Here is a 15,299-nt window from a genome sequence, read left to right on the forward strand (position 1 = left end):
AATTTTTAACCTGTGCGACGGCGATTGCTACGAGGCGCGCCACCATTACGACGAGGACCGTTACCCGGACGGGCACGCGTCAGACGTTTCGGTGGAGGAAGTTCGCTTAACAGCGCTTCAGTTTTGTACTTACTGACCGGAATCGAGTGACCAATATAGGTTTCAATCGCAGACAGGTTCAACGCATAGTCTTCACACGCAAGGCTGATAGAATGGCCACTTTCGCCAGCACGGCCGGTACGGCCAATACGGTGAACGTAGTCTTCGCAGTCATCCGGGAGATCGTAGTTGAAGACGTGAGTCACTAACGGAATGTGCAGACCGCGCGCGGCAACATCGGTTGCCACCAGGATATCAAGATCGCCACGGGTGAACTCTTCAAGGATGCGCAGGCGTTTCTTCTGAGCCACATCGCCCGTTAGCAGGCCGACACGGTGCCCATCTGCTGCCAGGTGGCCCCAGATATCTTCACAACGGTGTTTGGTGTTGGCAAAAATAATGGCGCGGTCTGGCCACTCTTCTTCGATGAGGGTTTGCAACAGGCGCATTTTCTCTTCGTTGGAAGGGTAGAACAGCTCTTCCTGGATGCGGTGGCCAGTTTTTTGCTCTGGTTCCACTTCCACGTATTCCGCGTTGTTCATTTGCTCAAACGCCAGCTCGCGCACACGGTAAGACAAGGTGGCGGAGAACAGCATGTTCAGACGTTCGGTGACCGGCGGCATGCGACGGAACAACCAACGGATATCTTTAATAAAGCCCAGATCGTACATACGATCGGCTTCATCGAGCACCACAACCTGAATTGCGCCTAAGTTAATGTGGTTTTGTTTAGCATAATCGATCAAGCGGCCAGTGGTGCCGATAAGAATATCAACGCCGCTTTCCAGTACTTTTAGCTGTTTGTCGTAACCGTCGCCACCGTACGCGAGGCCGAGTTTAAGGCCGGTTGATTGTGCCAGTGGCTCGGCATCGGAGTGAATTTGCACTGCCAGTTCACGAGTCGGAGCCATGATTAAGGCACGCGGCTGGTTCACCTGGCGATTCTCTGGAACCGGGTGAGAGAGTAAATAATGGAACGTTGACGTTAAAAACGCCATCGTTTTGCCAGTACCGGTTTGCGCCTGCCCTGCCACGTCACGATTCGCCAGTGTCAGCGGTAGTGCCAGTGCCTGAATAGGGGTGCAGTTATGAAAGCCTTTATTTTCAAGGGCTTCAATCACCTTAGGGTGCAGGGCGAAGTCGGAAAACTTCTGTTCGGTCAAATGTGTTTTGCTCATAGTGTGGTAGAATATCAGTTTACTATTGCTTTACGAAAGCACATCCGTTGAAATAAACGGGGTGAAATAAAGTCACCCTGAGTTGGTTAATGCTACACCAACAAGGTAGACATAATCCTGCGGAGTAGAACATGAGCGATAAAATTATTCACCTGACTGACGACAGTTTCGACACGGACGTGCTAAAAGCTGATGGGTTGGTTCTGGTTGATTTCTGGGCAGAGTGGTGTGGTCCATGCAAAATGATCGCCCCGATTCTTGATGAAATCGCTGATGAATATCAGGGCAATCTGACCGTTGCTAAACTGAACATCGATCAGAACCCGGGCACGGCGCCAAAATATGGCATCCGTGGTATCCCAACTCTGTTGCTGTTTAAAAACGGTGAAGTGGCGGCGACCAAAGTGGGCGCGCTGTCCAAAGGCCAGCTAAAAGAGTTCCTTGACGCTAATCTGGCATAATGGAATCTCCGCCGGTGCGTGCGCGGCTCGCAATTTTTTGTGCGCTGCTGGACGCCCGGCGTCAGTCATGCTAAGTTACTTTTACTGCATTTTGAACTTGTCTTATAGTTTGAATCTTTGTAATACCCAATGCTTCCAATGCACTTTCACTAAGACGCTGTTTTACAGTGAACATACGGTCGCATAATCGATTTCGGGCGTATCACCCATTCCGTCGTGTCGTTTCAGTTCTGCGTTTTTCCTGTGACCAGGCAGCGATAAGACATGTGGTGGTGGCCATTAAACAGGCATGGATTTCCTGCCATACCATTCACGATACATGTTCGAGATTTACCCCGAGTTTAAGAACCCACCATTATGAATCTTACCGAATTAAAGAATACGCCGGTTTCTGAGCTGATTACTCTCGGCGAAAATATGGGGCTGGAAAACCAAGCCCGTATGCGCAAGCAGGACATTATTTTCTCCATCCTGAAGCAACATGCGAAGAGTGGCGAAGATATCTTTGGTGACGGTGTACTGGAGATATTGCAGGACGGATTTGGTTTCCTCCGCTCTGCAGACAGCTCCTACCTCGCCGGTCCTGATGATATCTACGTTTCTCCCAGCCAAATCCGCCGTTTCAACCTCCGCACAGGGGATACCATCTCCGGTAAGATTCGCCCGCCGAAAGAAGGTGAACGTTACTTTGCGCTGCTGAAAGTTAACGAAGTCAACTATGACAAACCGGAAAACGCGCGTAGCAAAATCCTGTTCGAAAACTTAACCCCGCTGCATGCTAACTCTCGTTTACGCATGGAACGTGGTAACGGCTCTACCGAAGACTTAACGGCGCGCGTGCTGGATTTGGCTTCGCCAATCGGTCGCGGCCAGCGTGGCCTGATTGTGGCTCCGCCAAAAGCCGGTAAAACCATGCTGCTGCAAAACATTGCAACCAGCATTGCATATAACCACCCAGACTGCGTGCTGATGGTTCTGCTGATTGACGAACGTCCGGAAGAAGTGACCGAGATGCAGCGTCTGGTGAAAGGTGAAGTGATTGCTTCAACCTTTGATGAGCCCGCATCCCGTCACGTTCAGGTTGCCGAAATGGTTATCGAGAAAGCGAAGCGTCTGGTTGAGCATAAGAAGGACGTGATCATTCTTCTTGACTCCATCACTCGTCTGGCGCGTGCTTACAACACCGTGGTACCGGCATCCGGTAAAGTGTTAACCGGTGGTGTGGATGCTAACGCCCTGCATCGTCCAAAACGCTTCTTCGGTGCGGCACGTAACGTGGAAGAGGGCGGTAGCCTGACAATCATCGCCACGGCGCTGGTTGATACCGGTTCTAAAATGGATGAAGTTATCTACGAAGAATTTAAAGGCACCGGCAACATGGAGCTGCATCTGGCGCGTAAAATCGCTGAGAAGCGCGTGTTCCCTGCTATCGACTACAATCGTTCCGGTACGCGTAAAGAAGAGTTGCTTACCACTCAGGAAGAGCTACAGAAAATGTGGATCCTGCGTAAAATCATCCACCCAATGGGTGAGATCGATGCCATGGAATTCCTCATCAACAAGCTGGCGATGACGAAAACCAACGAAGACTTCTTCGATATGATGAAGCGCTCGTAAGCAACAAAAACTCGGGGAACGCCACGCTTAGACGTGGCGTTTTTCTTTACTGGTATATACGATATAGCATTAACGATCACGGTTAAGCACCAACTGTGGCAAGGAATGCCATAATGTTATTCAAACTATGCAGGATGACATGGTTCGAATAACAATCAGCTTGTTCAGGGATTAGATGTATATAACCATTGGACGGGGTAGACTGCGAAAAAGTTTTCCTTGATCTTATATTTTGCAGAGAGCTTGCACTGTGAATTTAATCTCCGCTGGAACTGACCTGGTTTGTATTTTTTTATTCACCACCATTTTTCTTTTTTTTGCGCGCAAGGCAGCGAAAAGAATCGGCCTGGTAGATAAACCCAACTTCCGCAAACGCCACCAGGGACTCATTCCGCTGGTCGGCGGCATCTCTGTTTATGCCGGGATCTGCTTTACCTTCCTGATTGCTAATTATTATATCCCACATGCATGGCTTTATTTGGCCTGTGCCGGAGTGCTGGTATTCGTCGGAGCGCTGGATGACCGATTTGATATCAGTGTAAAAATCAGAGCGTTGATTCAGGCGCTGATTGGCATTGTGATGATGGTTGTCGGAAAATTATACCTGCTCAGCCTTGGGTATATTTTTGGCTCCTGGGAAATGGTGCTTGGGCCCTTCGGTTATTTTTTAACCTTATTTGCCGTCTGGGCCGCAATAAATGCTTTCAATATGGTCGATGGTATTGATGGCCTGTTAGGCGGCCTTTCCTGTGTCTCCTTTGCGGCGATGGGGATCATCCTTTATTTCGATGGGCAACTGAGCCTGGCGATGTGGTGTTTTGCCATGATTGCCGCCATTCTGCCTTATATTCTTTTAAATCTCGGGGTGCTGGGCCGTCGCTATAAAGTATTTATGGGCGATGCAGGCAGCACGCTGATTGGTTTTACCGTCATCTGGATCCTGCTGGAAACAACGCAGGGCCAGACTCACCCTATTAGCCCTGTCACCGCATTATGGATTATCGCCATTCCGCTGATGGATATGATTGCCATCATGTACCGTCGGTTGCGTAAAGGTATGAGTCCATTTTCACCAGACCGTCAGCATATTCATCATTTGATCATGCGCGCCGGGTTTACTTCTCGTCAGGCTTTTGTGCTCATCACTCTGGCAGCCGCATTGCTTGCGTCCATCGGTGTGGCGGCGGAATACATACATTCCATTCCTGAATGGGTCATGTTGGCATTATTCTTGCTTGCATTTGTCCTCTATGATTACTGCATCAAACGCGCCTGGAAAGTGGCTCGTTTTATAAGACGTCATAAACGTCGGCAGCGCAGGAATACCGGCAACATTTCTTAATTCTGAAGGTAATTGGGGAAGTGATGAAACAAAACGTGCCAGGAACTCACCCGGAAAGGGTAGACAACGAGTTGGACATTCGGGGGTTATTCCGGACACTGTGGCAAGGCAAGCTGTGGATTATTGGTATCGCCGCCCTGTTTGCGGCGGTTGCTCTGGTCTACACCTTCTTTGCTAAGCAGGAGTGGAGTGCGAACGCGATTACCGATCGCCCTACGGTAAACATGTTGGGTGGGTATTATTCGCAGCAGCAATTCCTGCGTAACCTCGATCTCAGAGCTAGCATGTTGCCGGTCGATCAACCCTCGGTGATGGATGAAGCTTATAAAGAATTCATCATGCAACTGTCCGCATACGATACCCGGCGTGATTTCTGGCTGCAGACGGACTACTACAAGCAGCGTCAGGTTGGCAACAGCAAGGTTGATGCCGCGCTGCTGGACGAACTGGTTAATAATATTCAGTTCACCGCGGGTGATGTCACTCGTAACACCAGCGATAGCGTGAAATTAATTGCAGAAACAGCGGCGGATGCGAACAACCTGTTGCGTCAGTATGTCGCTTTTGCCAGCCAGCGTGCGGCAAGCCATCTTAACGAAGAGCTGACGGGAGCCTGGTCGGCGCGAACCATTCAGATGAAAGCGCAGGTTAAACGCCAGGAGGCCGTCGCACAGGCCATATTCGACCGTAAAGTACACAGTGTGCAACAAGCGCTAAGAATTGCGCAGCAGCAAAATATTGCTAAAAGCGAAACAGAAGTTCCTGCCGCAGAGCTGCCTGATTCTGAAATGTTTATGTTAGGGCGCCCGATGCTGCAGGCACGCCTTGAAAGCCTGCAAGCCGTAGGGCCAAGCTTTGACATCGACTACGACCAGAACCGGGCCATGCTGTCGACGCTGAACGTTGGGCCAACGCTTGACGCTCGCTTCCAGACCTACCGCTATTTACGTACCCCTGAAGAACCTGTGAAGCGCGATAGCCCGCGCCGGGTATTCTTGCTGATTATGTGGGGTATGGTTGGGGCCCTGATTGGTGCGGGTGTGGCATTAGCCCGCCGGCCAAAATTTTTGTAACGCCCTTGCCCCGGCGAAGGCTTGATGGACGGCCTTCGCCCTTTTTAATAAAAGAGAACTGCTGTGAAAGTGTTAACTGTTTTTGGCACGCGCCCGGAAGCGATTAAAATGGCTCCCCTGGTCGATGCGTTGGCAAAAGACGCGTTTTTTGACGCGAAAGTCTGCGTGACAGCACAGCATCGCGAGATGTTGGACCAGGTGCTGAGCTTGTTTTCTATCGAGCCGGATTATGATTTAAACATCATGAAGCCGGGACAAGGGCTGACAGAAATTACCTGCCGCATTCTCGAAGGTCTTAAACCGATACTTGAGTCTTTTAAGCCCGATGTCGTGCTGGTACATGGCGATACCACCACGACGGTTGCCACGAGCCTGGCTGCTTTTTATCAACGCATTCCTGTTGGTCATATTGAAGCGGGTTTGCGTACCGGCGATCTGTATTCCCCATGGCCGGAAGAAGCTAACAGAACCCTTACCGGGCATCTGGCGATGTACCACTTCGCCCCAACCGAAAACTCCCGGCAAAACCTGCTGCGCGAAAACATCAGCGCCGGGAAAATCTTCGTCACCGGCAACACGGTTATCGATGCGCTGATTTCCGTTCGTGACCGCGTATTGGCTGATGACAACTTACGCCGCTCGCTGGCCCAGTGCCATCCCTTCCTGGACAGCAGTAAGAAACTGATTCTGGTTACCGGCCACCGCCGCGAAAGCTTTGGTGATGGCTTTGAGCGCATCTGCCACGCCCTGGCGCAAATCGCCAAAGAAAATAGCGATGTGCAGATTGTCTATCCGGTGCATCTGAACCCGAATGTCAGTGAGCCGGTGACCCGCATTCTTGGCGACGTCAGCAATGTGGTTTTGATAGACCCGCAGGAATATCTGCCGTTTGTCTATTTGATGAACCATGCGTACCTGATCCTGACCGATTCGGGGGGAATTCAGGAAGAGGCTCCCTCACTGGGTAAACCGGTGCTGGTGATGCGTGATACCACTGAACGCCCTGAAGCGGTGGATGCCGGCACCGTTCGTCTGGTGGGGACAGATACGCAAGAAATTGTCCGTCAGGTGACACGTTTATTGAATGATGAACACGAATATCAAGTTATGAGCCGTGCGCATAACCCGTATGGGAATGGCAACGCTTGTGAGCAAATTTTGGCTGCATTAAAGAAAAATCAGGTGACGCAACAATGAGTTTTGCAACCATCTCCGTTATTGGTCTTGGCTATATCGGGTTACCCACTGCGGCAGCGTTTGCTTCTAAACAGCAACATGTTGTCGGCGTTGATATCAATCAACATGCGGTAGATACCATTAATCGTGGCGCTATCCATATTGTGGAGCCCGATCTGGATCAGGTGGTTAAAACGGCCGTGGAAGGTGGCTTCTTGCGCGCCAGTACCCAGCCGGTTGCCGCAGAGGCATTTTTGATAGCGGTGCCGACGCCGTTTAAAGGCGATCATGAACCGGACATGGTTTATGTTAAGGCCGCGGCAGAGTCCATTGCGCCAGTTCTGAAGAAGGGGGCGCTGGTGATTCTGGAGTCAACCTCGCCGGTTGGCGCCACCGAGCAAATGGCGGGCTGGCTGGCGGAGCTGCGCCCCGATCTGACCTTCCCGCAGCAGGCGGGCGAAGCGGCAGAGATTAATATCGCCTACTGCCCGGAGCGCGTGTTGCCAGGCCAGGTGATGGTTGAACTTATCAAAAACGATCGGGTTATTGGCGGTATGACGCCGGTTTGCTCCGCTCGTGCCAGCGAACTTTACAATATTTTCCTTGAAGGTGAGTGCGTGGTGACCAACTCCCGCACCGCGGAAATGTGCAAACTGACCGAGAACAGCTTCCGCGATGTGAATATCGCCTTCGCCAACGAGCTTTCGCTGATTTGTGCCGACCAAGGGATCAACGTCTGGGAATTGATTCGCCTGGCGAATCGACATCCGCGCGTCAATATTTTGCAGCCAGGCCCTGGGGTCGGCGGCCATTGTATTGCGGTCGATCCATGGTTTATCGTGGCGCAGAACCCGCAGCAGGCACAGCTGATTCGTACCGCGCGTGAAGTTAACGACAGTAAGCCACACTGGGTCATCAACCAGGTGAAAGCGGCGGTTGCTGACTGCCTGGCAGAAACCGGCAAGCGTGCCAGTGAAATTACCATTGCCTGCTTCGGCCTGGCATTTAAGCCTAATATTGATGACCTGCGTGAAAGCCCGGCGATGGAAATTGCTGAACTGCTCAGCGGCTGGCACAGCGGTACTACGCTTGCCGTTGAGCCAAATATCCATCAGTTACCAAAACAACTGATCGGACATTGTGAGTTAGCCACAACAGCCGAAGCTCTTGAGCAAGCCGATGTGCTGGTGATGCTGGTTGATCATCAGCCGTTCAAAGCCATTGCCGGGGCGCAGGTGCAGCAGCGCTGGATTGTAGATACCAAAGGGGTCTGGCGCTAAGTTGCGCCAGAGCGGGCGAAGCCGATGACGACCTTCTCCATTCCCGTTCACGCGCGAATTGAATCTCTTAACTGGGAAAATCAATTCTTTGCGACCAACAGCGGGATCCTTCGTTTTGAAGAAGGCGCGCCGCTGCTGACTATGCCGTGTCTCGATGCTTTTTCCCGCGTGCAGGCGAAAATACCCGCTCAGCACACCGTTTTGCTTGATGGCTTACAGCAGCTCGGTTTTAAGCTGGTGGAAGGGGAAGTCGATCTTGCACTACAGCCTGGCAGACAACATTCCGCGCCTGCTGTTGAGTTAGCCACCCGCGCTGATATTCCTGTTTTACGCGCGTTAGCGGCTAAAATGTTCACACAGAGCCGGTTTCGTGCGCCCTGGTATCAGCCTCACGATAGCGGACGTTTTTACGCCCAATGGGTTGAAAACGCCGTGTTGGGCACTTTTGACCATCAATGTCTGTTGTTGAAGCACGGTGAGGCGATTCAGGGCTTTGTTAGCATGCGCCAGCTTAATGAGAGCGAGGCGCGTATTGGTTTGTTGGCGGGGCGAGGCGTGGGTGGTCAGTTAATGGATGCCGCACGATTCTGGTGCCAGCAACGCTCGGTCACCACGCTACGCGTAGCAACGCAATCCAGTAATACCGCAGCTTTGCGACGTTATATTCAAAGCGGTGCCAATATTGAAAGCACCGCCTTCTGGTTATACAGGTGAAAATATGATCCCCTTTAATGCTCCTCCAGTAGTAGGTACGGAAATCGAATACATGCAGGCTGCAATGGGTAGCGGCAAGCTCTGCGGCGACGGCGGTTTTACGCGTCGTTGCCAGCAGTGGATGGAGTATCGCTTCGGCAGCAAGAAAGTACTGCTCACCCCTTCCTGTACCGCATCGCTGGAAATGGCGGCGTTACTGTTGAATATTGAACCCGGCGATGAAGTGATTATGCCGAGTTATACCTTTGTTTCTACTGCCAACGCTTTTGTGTTGCGTGGTGCAAAAATCGTCTTTGTCGATGTGCGCCCGGACACCATGAACATTGACGAAAAGCTGATTGAAGCGGCCATTACCGAGAAAACTCGCGTGATTGTGCCTGTCCATTACGCAGGCGTGGCCTGTGAAATGGACGCCATTATGGCGATTGCCAACAAGCATAATTTGTTTGTGGTGGAGGATGCCGCGCAGGGCGTGATGTCGACCTACAAAGGCCGCGCGCTGGGTTCGATTGGCCATATCGGTTGCTTCAGCTTCCATGAAACTAAAAACTATACCGCGGGTGGTGAAGGTGGTGCGACGCTGATCAACGACCCGTCGCTGATTGAGCGTGCGGAGATCATTCGTGAGAAAGGGACTAATCGCAGCCAGTTCTTCCGTGGTCAGGTGGACAAATATACCTGGCGCGATATCGGTTCCAGCTACCTGATGGCGGATCTGCAGGCGGCTTACCTTTGGGCGCAGCTGGAAGCCGCTGAGCAGATTAATCAACAGCGCCTGAAGCTGTGGCATGCCTACCACGATGCGCTGGCACCTTTGGCGCAAGCAGGGCGTATCGATCTGCCCGCCATTCCCAAAGATTGCGTGCAAAATGCGCACATGTTTTATATCAAACTGCGTGATATCGACGATCGCAGCGCGCTGATTGCGTATCTGAAAGAAGCCGAAATTCTGGCGGTGTTCCACTACATCCCATTACATGATTGCCCGGCCGGTGAGAGATTTGGTTACTTCCACGGTGAAGACCGTTACACCACCCAGGAGAGTGAGCGCCTGCTGCGCCTGCCGCTGTTTTATAACCTGTCTCCAGCGAACCAACGTACCGTCATTAATACGTTGCTAAGCTTCTTCTCCTGATATGTCGCTTGCGAAAGCCTCAGTGTGGACCGCCGGGTCCACTCTGGTAAAAATTGCTGCTGGCCTGCTGGTGGTGAAACTGCTGGCGGTCGCGTACGGGCCAGGCGGCGTTGGGCAGGCGGGAAACTTCCGCCAGATGGTCACCGTGTTAGGCGTGCTTGCCGGCGCCGGGATCTTCAACGGCGTAACAAAATACGTCGCGCAGTATCACCATCAGCCAGAAGAGCTGCGCAAAGTGATTGGCGTATCCTCAGCAATGGTGCTGGGCTTCTCAACGCTTTTGGCCATTATTTTTGTTGTGGCGGCAAAGCCGATTAGCCTTGGCCTGTTTGGGCATGCAGATTACCAGGGGCTGGTGCGTCTGGTTGCGTTAGTGCAGATGGGCATCGCCTGGGCGAACCTATCTCTGGCGATTATGAAAGGTTTTCGCGATGCGGCGGGTAATGCGCTGGCGCTGATTGGCGGCAGCCTGATTGGCGTTCTGGCTTATTACCTGTGTTACCGCCTTGGCGGTTATCAGGGCGCGTTGTTGGGGCTGGCGCTGGTGCCTGCTTTAGTCGTTATTCCGGCTGCGTTCATGCTGGTACGACGCGAGCACATTCCCCTGAGCTATCTGAAACCGCAGTGGGATAAAGTCTACGCCAGCAGCCTTGGCAAGTTCACCATTATGGCGCTGATCACCGCCGTGACCTTGCCTGTGGCTTACGTGATGATGCGTAATCTGCTGGCGGCGCACTACAGTTGGGATGATGTAGGCATCTGGCAGGGAGTCAGCAGCATTTCGGATGCCTATCTGCAGTTTATTACCGCTTCGTTTAGCGTGTATCTGCTGCCCACGCTTTCCCGCCTCACCAGTAAACATGACATCAGCCGCGAGATCCTCCGCGCGCTGAAATTTGTCCTGCCCGCAGTGGCGCTGGCAAGTTTCACCGTCTGGCTATTGCGTGATTTCGCCATCTGGCTGCTTTTCTCAGATAAATTTGTTGCGATGCGCGACCTCTTTGCCTGGCAGCTGGTGGGCGACGTGCTGAAGGTTGGCTCGTACGTGTTTGGCTACCTGGTGATAGCGAAAGCCTCGCTTCGCTTCTATGTTTTAACTGAAATCAGCCAGTTTGCCCTGCTGACCGGCTTTTCGCACTGGCTTATACCCGCGCACGGCGCCTTAGGGGCGGCGCAGGCTTATATGGCAACGTACATCATTTACTTCACGCTCTGTTGCAGCGTTTTTCTTATTTATCGTAGACGAGCATGACGACACTGATTCACGTTCTGGGATCGGATATCCCGCATCATAACCAAACGGTACTGCGCTTCTTTAATGACGCACTGGCTACCGCGAACCCGCACGCCCGCCAGTTTATGGTGGTGTCAGGAGACGACTCGCTGTTGTCCTCTTTCCCGGCGCTTGCCGTAACCCTTTTTCCCACGAAAAAAGCGCTGGCGCAGGCCGTTGTGGAAAAAGCCCGTACTAATCGGCAGCAGCGCTTTTTCTTCCATGGTCAGTTTAATAGCGCGTTGTGGATTGCCCTGCTGACCGGCGGTTTGCAACCGGCCCAGATGAACTGGCACATTTGGGGCGCCGATCTGTATGAAGTCTCAAATAGCCTCAAGTTTCGGGCATTTTATCTGTTGCGCCGTATCGCGCAGGGGCGAGTGGGGCGCGTGTTTGCGACCCGTGGCGATCTGAGCTATTTCCATCAGCGCCATCCGAGCGTTCCCGGTGAACTGATATATTTCCCGACGCGTATGGACTCATCGCTCAATACGCTGGCCAGCGGTGAAGAGAAAAGCGGTAAAATGACGCTGCTGGTGGGAAATTCTGGCGATAGCAGTAACCAGCACATCGCGGCATTAAACGCAATTCACGCGCAGTTTGGCGATACGGTTCGAGTGGTGCTGCCGATGGGCTATCCCACCAATAATGACGCTTACATCAAAGCGGTGCAGCAGGCGGGTAGCGCGCTGTTTAGCAAAGAAAACCTGCAGGTTCTGACGGAAAAAATGGCTTTTGATGACTACCTGGCTCTTTTACGCCAGTGCGATCTTGGCTATTTCATCTTTGAGCGCCAGCAAGGTATCGGTACGCTTTGTCTGTTGATCCAGGCAGGTATTCCTTGCGTATTGAGTCGTAAAAATCCTTTCTGGCAGGATATGGCTGAGCAGCATATTCCGGTGCTGTTTGCCAGTGATGCGCTTGATGAGCCGATAGTGCGTGAAGCGCAACGCCAGCTACGCTTGCTGGATAAACAACAAATTGCCTTCTTTAACCCTAACTACATCGACGGCTGGAAACGAGCGCTGGATAGAGTATCAGGAGAAACCGCATGAGTTTGCTGCAGTTTGGCGGTCTGTTTATGGTCTGGTTTGCCTCGGTGATGTTCATCGGCATTTTAACGTACCAGGAGTTTCGCCGGGTGCGTTTCAACTTTAATGTCTTCTTCTCATTGCTCTATTTGCTGACGTTTTTCTTTGGCTTTCCGTTCACCTGCACGCTGGTGTTTCGCTTCGGGGTTGCCGTCGTTCCCGCAGACGTTTTGCTGCAGGCGCAGCTGGCGGCCGCCTGTTTTTACGGCATCTACTATGTTGCCTATAAAACGCGATTGCGGGAGAAGCGAATCGCGCAGCCGCGGCGCCCACTCTTCACCATGAACCGTGTGGAGACGCATCTGACGTGGGTAATGCTGGCGGTAGTGGCTTTGGTTAGCGTCACTATCTTCTTTATGCATAACGGCTTTTTGCTGTTTAAGCTGCATTCATACAGTCAGATTTTCTCAAGCGAAGTCTCAGGCGTTGCGTTAAAACGCTTCTTCTACTTCTTTATCCCCGCCATGCTGGTGGTCTATTTCCTCAGGCAGGATGGCCGTGCCTGGATGTTTTTCCTGGTCAGCACCGTGGCGTTTGGTTTGCTGACTTACATGATCGTCGGCGGTACGCGCGCCAATATTATCATCGCGTTCGCCATCTTCTTGTTCATCGGTATTATCCGCGGCTGGATTTCGTTGTGGATGCTGGCGGCGGCGGGCGTGTTTGGTATTGTGGGGATGTTCTGGCTGGCGTTGAAACGCTACGGGCTGAATGTGAATGGGGAAGAGGCGTTTTATACCTTCTTATACCTGACGCGCGATACCTTCTCACCCTGGGAAAATCTGGGGTTATTGCTGCAACATTACGACAAAATCGAGTTCCAGGGCCTGGCGCCGATTGTGCGTGATTTCTACGTCTTTATCCCCACCTGGTTATGGCCGAGTCGCCCAGGCATCGTCCTGAATAGCGCGAACTACTTTACCTGGGAAATCCTCAACAACCATTCCGGGCTTGCGATTTCACCCACGCTGATTGGATCGCTGGTGGTGATGGGCGGGGTGTGGTTTATCCCGCTGGGTGCGGTTGTGGTTGGGCTGATCATCAAATGGTTTGATTGGCTGTATGAGCTGGGCAATCAGGAGAGCAATAAGTATAAAGCGGCTATTTTGCATAGTTTCTGTTTCGGGGCCATCTTTAACATGATTGTGCTGGCGCGAGAGGGGCTGGATTCCTTTGTTTCCCGCGTGGTGTTTTTCAGCGTAATTTTTGGTGCCTGTCTGGTCCTCGCCAAACTACTCTACTGGTTATTTGATAGTGCGGGATTGATACGCCAACGGCTGCGCCGCGCGCCGCGTGTTATTTCTGACTCTCAAAATGCTTCTCAAGGAATATCATGAACGAGTTAACTACCGCGCCGTGTTATGAGATTCGCGGCCTGCAGCTGCTGGGCTGGCGTGATATGCAGCATGCTCTGGATTATCTCTACGCGGGAGGTTCGCTGCGCAATGGGACGCTGGTGGCGATTAACGCCGAGAAAATCCTTGCCGCAGAACGCGAACAGGAAGTGCGAGCGTTAATCGAAAATGCGCAATACAAATACGCCGATGGCATCAGCGTGGTGCGTTCGATTCGTAAAAAGTTTCCAGGGGCCGTGGTGTCGCGGGTGCCGGGAGCCGATCTCTGGGAAGCGTTGATGCAGCGTGCCGGGCAGGAAGGCACGCCGGTGTTCCTGATTGGCGGCAAGCCAGAAATACTGGCGCAAACTGAAGCCAAACTTCGTGAGCAATGGCGGGTGAATATTGTCGGTAGCCAGGATGGCTACTTTAAGCCTGCGCAGCAAGCTGCTGTGTTCGAACGTATTCGTGACAGCGGCGCGGCGATAGTCACGGTAGCCATGGGGTCGCCACGCCAGGAAATCTTTATGCGCGACTGCCGCAAGGTTTATCCGGATGCGTTATATATGGGCGTGGGCGGCACCTACGATGTCTTCACCGGTCATGTGAAGCGTGCACCGAAGGTCTGGCAAAACCTGGGGCTTGAGTGGTTATACCGCTTATTGTCGCAACCGAGCCGTATTACGCGCCAGATAAAGCTGCTGCGTTATCTGGGCTGGCATTATACCGGGCGTCTGTAAACCGTCTCTTTGATAGCAATAAAGCGAGTTTGACGGCTATATCTGGTTGGATAACCACCAGAATGTGCAAAGCATAACCAAACGCGCATTTTATTTAAATAAGCACTAGACAGCTGAGCATGAAGCCCGTAATATCCGACCCCGCAACGGCGCTATGCGCCCGTAGCTCAGCTGGATAGAGCGCTGCCCTCCGGAGGCAGAGGTCTCAGGTTCGAATCCTGTCGGGCGCACCATTAATTGAATGGCGCTGGAGCTGCGGCGGTCTTGTTGTTAAAAGTTGACCGCGCGAAAAGATTTACAGTGGTGGCTATAGCTCAGTTGGTAGAGCCCTGGATTGTGATTCCAGTTGTCGTGGGTTCGAGTCCCATTAGCCACCCCATTAATTTAGTGATATTGCGAAGGTGGCGGAATTGGTAGACGCGCTAGCTTCAGGTGTTAGTGTTCTTACGGACGTGAGGGTTCAAGTCCCTCTCTTCGCACCATCTCTAAGTTAAGCCAGAAGTAAGAAATAAAAGCAGTATTTCGGCGAGTAGCGCAGCTTGGTAGCGCAACTGGTTTGGGACCAGTGGGTCGGAGGTTCGAATCCTCTCTCGCCGACCAAATTTAAAAAAGACCAACCTTCGGGTTGGTCTTTTTGCATCTGTAGCTCACAGAGGATGAGAACCTCCGAAGGAGGTTTGAGCCGAGCGCAGCGAGACAACGTTGCTTTAGCAGCGGCCCGCAGGGGAATAATCCTCTCTCGCCGACCAAATTTAGAAAAAGACCAACCTTCGGGTTGGTCTTTTT

At 52.3% G+C, this 15,299-nt stretch carries 13 protein-coding genes, 4 tRNA genes and 1 other RNA gene; 17 read left to right on the plus strand and 1 reads right to left on the minus strand.

From position 1 onward, the window contains the following. Nucleotides 1–5: 5 nt before the first annotated feature. Nucleotides 6–1,277 carry an ATP-dependent RNA helicase RhlB gene (rhlB, locus tag EHN07_RS13595; RefSeq protein WP_124024640.1) on the minus strand — a complete coding sequence of 424 codons (1,272 nt, stop codon included), beginning with the start codon at nt 1,275–1,277 and terminating at the stop codon, nt 6–8. A gap of 131 nt (nt 1,278–1,408) precedes the next feature. Between rhlB and trxA the strand changes: the two genes are divergently transcribed. The 17 genes from trxA (at nt 1,409) to EHN07_RS13680 (ending at nt 15,262) form a co-directional block, all read left to right on the plus strand. Continuing rightward, nucleotides 1,409–1,738 carry a thioredoxin TrxA gene (gene trxA, locus EHN07_RS13600; RefSeq protein ID WP_124024641.1) on the plus strand — a complete coding sequence of 110 codons (330 nt, stop codon included), beginning with the start codon at nt 1,409–1,411 and terminating at the stop codon, nt 1,736–1,738. Between the two features lie 357 nt (nt 1,739–2,095). Further along, nucleotides 2,096–3,355: a transcription termination factor Rho gene (gene rho / locus EHN07_RS13605; protein ID WP_034492237.1), complete on the plus strand. Its 1,260-nt coding sequence runs from the start codon at nt 2,096–2,098 to the stop codon at nt 3,353–3,355. Between the two features lie 250 nt (nt 3,356–3,605). Further along, a complete protein-coding gene (gene wecA / locus EHN07_RS13610) occupies nt 3,606–4,697 on the plus strand; it encodes a UDP-N-acetylglucosamine--undecaprenyl-phosphate N-acetylglucosaminephosphotransferase (RefSeq protein ID WP_124024642.1) in 1,092 nt (363 codons plus the stop codon). Between the two features lie 23 nt (nt 4,698–4,720). After that, nucleotides 4,721–5,770 carry an ECA polysaccharide chain length modulation protein gene (gene wzzE / locus EHN07_RS13615; RefSeq protein WP_124024643.1) on the plus strand — a complete coding sequence of 350 codons (1,050 nt, stop codon included), beginning with the start codon at nt 4,721–4,723 and terminating at the stop codon, nt 5,768–5,770. Between the two features lie 63 nt (nt 5,771–5,833). Continuing rightward, a complete protein-coding gene (wecB, locus tag EHN07_RS13620) occupies nt 5,834–6,967 on the plus strand; it encodes a non-hydrolyzing UDP-N-acetylglucosamine 2-epimerase (RefSeq protein WP_124024644.1) in 1,134 nt (377 codons plus the stop codon). Next, nucleotides 6,964–8,226, plus strand: a complete 1,263-nt coding sequence (gene wecC, locus EHN07_RS13625; protein WP_124024645.1) for a UDP-N-acetyl-D-mannosamine dehydrogenase — start codon at nt 6,964–6,966, stop codon at nt 8,224–8,226. Before wecB ends, wecC begins: the two co-directional genes overlap by 4 nt. Nucleotides 8,227–8,265: 39 nt before the next feature. After that, on the plus strand, nt 8,266–8,940 hold the full coding sequence (rffC, locus tag EHN07_RS13630) for a dTDP-4-amino-4,6-dideoxy-D-galactose acyltransferase (protein ID WP_124024653.1): 675 nt from the start codon (nt 8,266–8,268) through the stop codon (nt 8,938–8,940). A gap of 4 nt (nt 8,941–8,944) precedes the next feature. Then, a complete protein-coding gene (rffA, locus tag EHN07_RS13635) occupies nt 8,945–10,075 on the plus strand; it encodes a dTDP-4-amino-4,6-dideoxygalactose transaminase (RefSeq protein ID WP_124024646.1) in 1,131 nt (376 codons plus the stop codon). Nucleotide 10,076: 1 nt separating this feature from the next. Next, nucleotides 10,077–11,327, plus strand: a complete 1,251-nt coding sequence (gene wzxE / locus EHN07_RS13640) for a lipid III flippase WzxE (protein ID WP_124024647.1) — start codon at nt 10,077–10,079, stop codon at nt 11,325–11,327. Further along, nucleotides 11,324–12,403 carry a TDP-N-acetylfucosamine:lipid II N-acetylfucosaminyltransferase gene (locus EHN07_RS13645; protein ID WP_124024648.1) on the plus strand — a complete coding sequence of 360 codons (1,080 nt, stop codon included), beginning with the start codon at nt 11,324–11,326 and terminating at the stop codon, nt 12,401–12,403. Before wzxE ends, EHN07_RS13645 begins: the two co-directional genes overlap by 4 nt. Next, nucleotides 12,400–13,776, plus strand: coding sequence for an ECA oligosaccharide polymerase (gene wzyE, locus EHN07_RS13650; RefSeq protein WP_124024649.1), 1,377 nt, complete (start codon nt 12,400–12,402; stop codon nt 13,774–13,776). The genes EHN07_RS13645 and wzyE overlap by 4 nt, the downstream gene beginning before the upstream one ends. Further along, nucleotides 13,773–14,513 (plus strand): lipopolysaccharide N-acetylmannosaminouronosyltransferase, encoded by a 741-nt coding sequence (gene wecG, locus EHN07_RS13655; RefSeq protein WP_124024650.1) that lies wholly within the window; start codon nt 13,773–13,775, stop codon nt 14,511–14,513. Before wzyE ends, wecG begins: the two co-directional genes overlap by 4 nt. A gap of 156 nt (nt 14,514–14,669) precedes the next feature. Then, nucleotides 14,670–14,746: transfer RNA gene (locus EHN07_RS13660), tRNA-Arg, on the plus strand. Nucleotides 14,747–14,816: 70 nt separating this feature from the next. Then, nucleotides 14,817–14,892: transfer RNA gene (locus EHN07_RS13665), tRNA-His, on the plus strand. 16 nt (nt 14,893–14,908) lie between these two features. Beyond that, nucleotides 14,909–14,995: transfer RNA gene (locus EHN07_RS13670), tRNA-Leu, on the plus strand. Nucleotides 14,996–15,036: 41 nt separating this feature from the next. Further along, nucleotides 15,037–15,113: transfer RNA gene (locus EHN07_RS13675), tRNA-Pro, on the plus strand. A gap of 35 nt (nt 15,114–15,148) precedes the next feature. After that, a non-coding RNA gene (locus EHN07_RS13680) (RtT sRNA) lies at nt 15,149–15,262 on the plus strand. The last annotated feature ends 37 nt before the right edge of the window (nt 15,263–15,299 follow it).

Source organism: Buttiauxella warmboldiae, from assembly GCF_003818135.1.
Taxonomy (GTDB): Bacteria; Pseudomonadota; Gammaproteobacteria; order Enterobacterales; family Enterobacteriaceae; genus Buttiauxella; species Buttiauxella warmboldiae.